The organism is Cryobacterium sp. TMT4-10 (genome assembly GCF_004403275.1).
Lineage (GTDB): Bacteria > Actinomycetota > Actinomycetes > Actinomycetales > Microbacteriaceae > Cryobacterium > Cryobacterium shii.
In genome coordinates this window covers 1-2,022 of the sequence record NZ_SOGU01000072.1, presented here as the reverse complement: position 1 = coordinate 2,022, position 2,022 = coordinate 1, and the positions used below count along the sequence as shown (strand labels likewise).

General features: G+C 69.3%; 2 protein-coding genes. Both read right to left on the bottom strand.

Annotated elements, in window-relative coordinates; all coding sequences use genetic code 11:
- Positions 1 to 402, bottom strand: a 402-nt coding sequence (locus E3T42_RS10165) for an ATP-binding protein (protein WP_241976017.1), incomplete at its 3' end; no start/stop codon positions are given.
- Positions 403 to 559: 157 nt separating this feature from the next.
- Complete coding sequence (locus tag E3T42_RS10160; protein WP_134402957.1) at positions 560 to 1,885, bottom strand: DDE-type integrase/transposase/recombinase; 1,326 nt, start codon at positions 1,883 to 1,885, stop codon at positions 560 to 562.
- Between the last annotated feature and the right edge of the window lie 137 nt (positions 1,886 to 2,022).

Here is a 2,022-nt window from a genome sequence, read left to right as displayed (position 1 = left end):
GTCGATTACGAGCAGCGTCGGGCCGGCGAAGAACCGCATCATCGTGCCCCACTTGCCCTCGATCGCGGCGCGGTGGCAGCGGGCGGCGAGATCGGCCGCGGAGGTGAAATAGGTGCGGTAGCCGGCCTGCACTGCGGCATGGCCGAGGCCCGTGGCGATGTGGGTCTTCCCGACTCCGGGCGGTCCGATCAGCAGCACATTGGTCGCGGTCTCGAGGTAGCGGCAGGTGCCGAGCTCGGCGAGCAGGTTGCGGTCGATGCCGGAGGCGGCGTCGAGGTCGAAGTCGTCGAGGGTGGCGCCGGTGGGGAGGTTCGCGAAGCGGAACCGGCCGGAGAGGCGCCGGCGTCGGTCGCGGTGACCTCGATGGAGAGTAGGCGCTCGAGGGCGTGGGTGAGGCTCCAGCCCTCGGCTTGGGCCTGGTCGAGGACGCGGGGCAGGGCGTCGGCGGCGTCGGCGAGCTTGAGCTCGGTGAGGTGGCCGCGCAGCTGCTGATAGACGCTCGCTGGCGTCGCCGTGGTCACGGGGGTGGCGGTCGTCTGGGTGGTGGTGAGTGGGGTGTTCATCGGAGGGTGTTCCTGTTCTTCGCGGCCGTCTCGTAGGCGGCCAGGCTGATCACGGTGGTGGGTTCGGCGCTGCCAGTCAGCGCCATCGCGGCGCGGCGTGCCGCGGTGCCGGGTGGGATGCGTTCCTTCTTCCGGTGTGGCCGGCCGGGAGGCGCGGAGGCCAGGGCGATGGTCTCCAGGGCGGTGACGTGTCCGCTGTCGCGGATCGTGACCCCGAGGCCGGCCTCCGCGAGCGTGTGGCGGGCGAGGACGACCCCGGAGATGGTGGCGATGTCGATGGTCGTCGCGCCGAGGCGTTGATGGACGACGACGCGGGCTGCGGCCAGTTCCGGCGGGACCGAGTAGCGGTTGCCGCGCCAATCGATCAGCGCCTGCCGTGTCGCGGTGCGTTGCTCGGTCACCACCACCGGGAACAGCGTCGGTGGCAAGGGTTTGAGCCGTTCCGCGGCGAACATGACCGCGGCCGTCGTTGACCCGTCGCGGCCCTCGCGGCGCCGACCGTCTTGCCCGGTCGCGAAGACGGTCAGGCGTTGCTGGGCTTGCTCGAGGGTGACGTCGTCGGGGAGGTTGCGCCACCACCGCTGCGCGGCGGTGTGGTTGTTCTTCTCGACCACGCCCTTGCGGTTGCCCGACCGGGGCCGGCAGGCCACGACGGTGACGGCGTGGTGCTTGGAGAACGCGGCGAACATCGGCGTCAGATCACTCGTCCCGGCCTTCAGCACGGTGCTCATCCGGTCGAACCGCCAAGACTTCGTCACCCCACCGAGCAGCCCCAACAGCACCGTCATCGCCGCCAGCAGGTGGGGCAGGTCCATCGACGGGGAAATCACCGCCCGCCAAACCCCCGAGTGCGCCAGCGAACCCACGAGCACGAAGGCGCGTTTGGTCGGGAACGCCCACCCGGACGGCGCGTCGGGCAGCTCGACCCAGTCGAACTGGGTCTCTTCGCCGGGCGGGTGCTCGATGATCGCGTTGGGCCGCCGGGTCACGTGCGCGCAGGCGGTGCAGGCCGGCCGCAAGCTCCGGTCTCGGATCTGGCGGGTCAGGGTTTGATACGACCCCTCGAAGCCCAGCGGGACGAGCTCGTCCAGCAGCGTCGCGGCCCAGAGATGCGGGTCCTCCGTCAGCCTCGCGGTGACGTAGTCGATGAACGCGTCGAACGGGTCCGGGGCGGCGCGTTGACGCACTCCTGGGGTGCGTTGTCCGGCCAGATAGGCGCGGATTGTTTTGCGGTCGTGGTCGGTGCGGCGGGCGATCTCGCTGATCGTCATCCCTTGCCGTTTGAGCGCGTGGATGTCCACGTCGTCCTCCTCTGAAAGTATAGGAGTAGGGCCTTTCTTGAAGCTGGTGTGTGGTCGAAGACCATCAGCATCGAGGAAGGCCCGCTTCTATGTGCGGAAGCGACCCGGAGTGGGGAATTTCAGTGAGCAGAACTGGGGAATTTCAGTGAGCGCCGTCA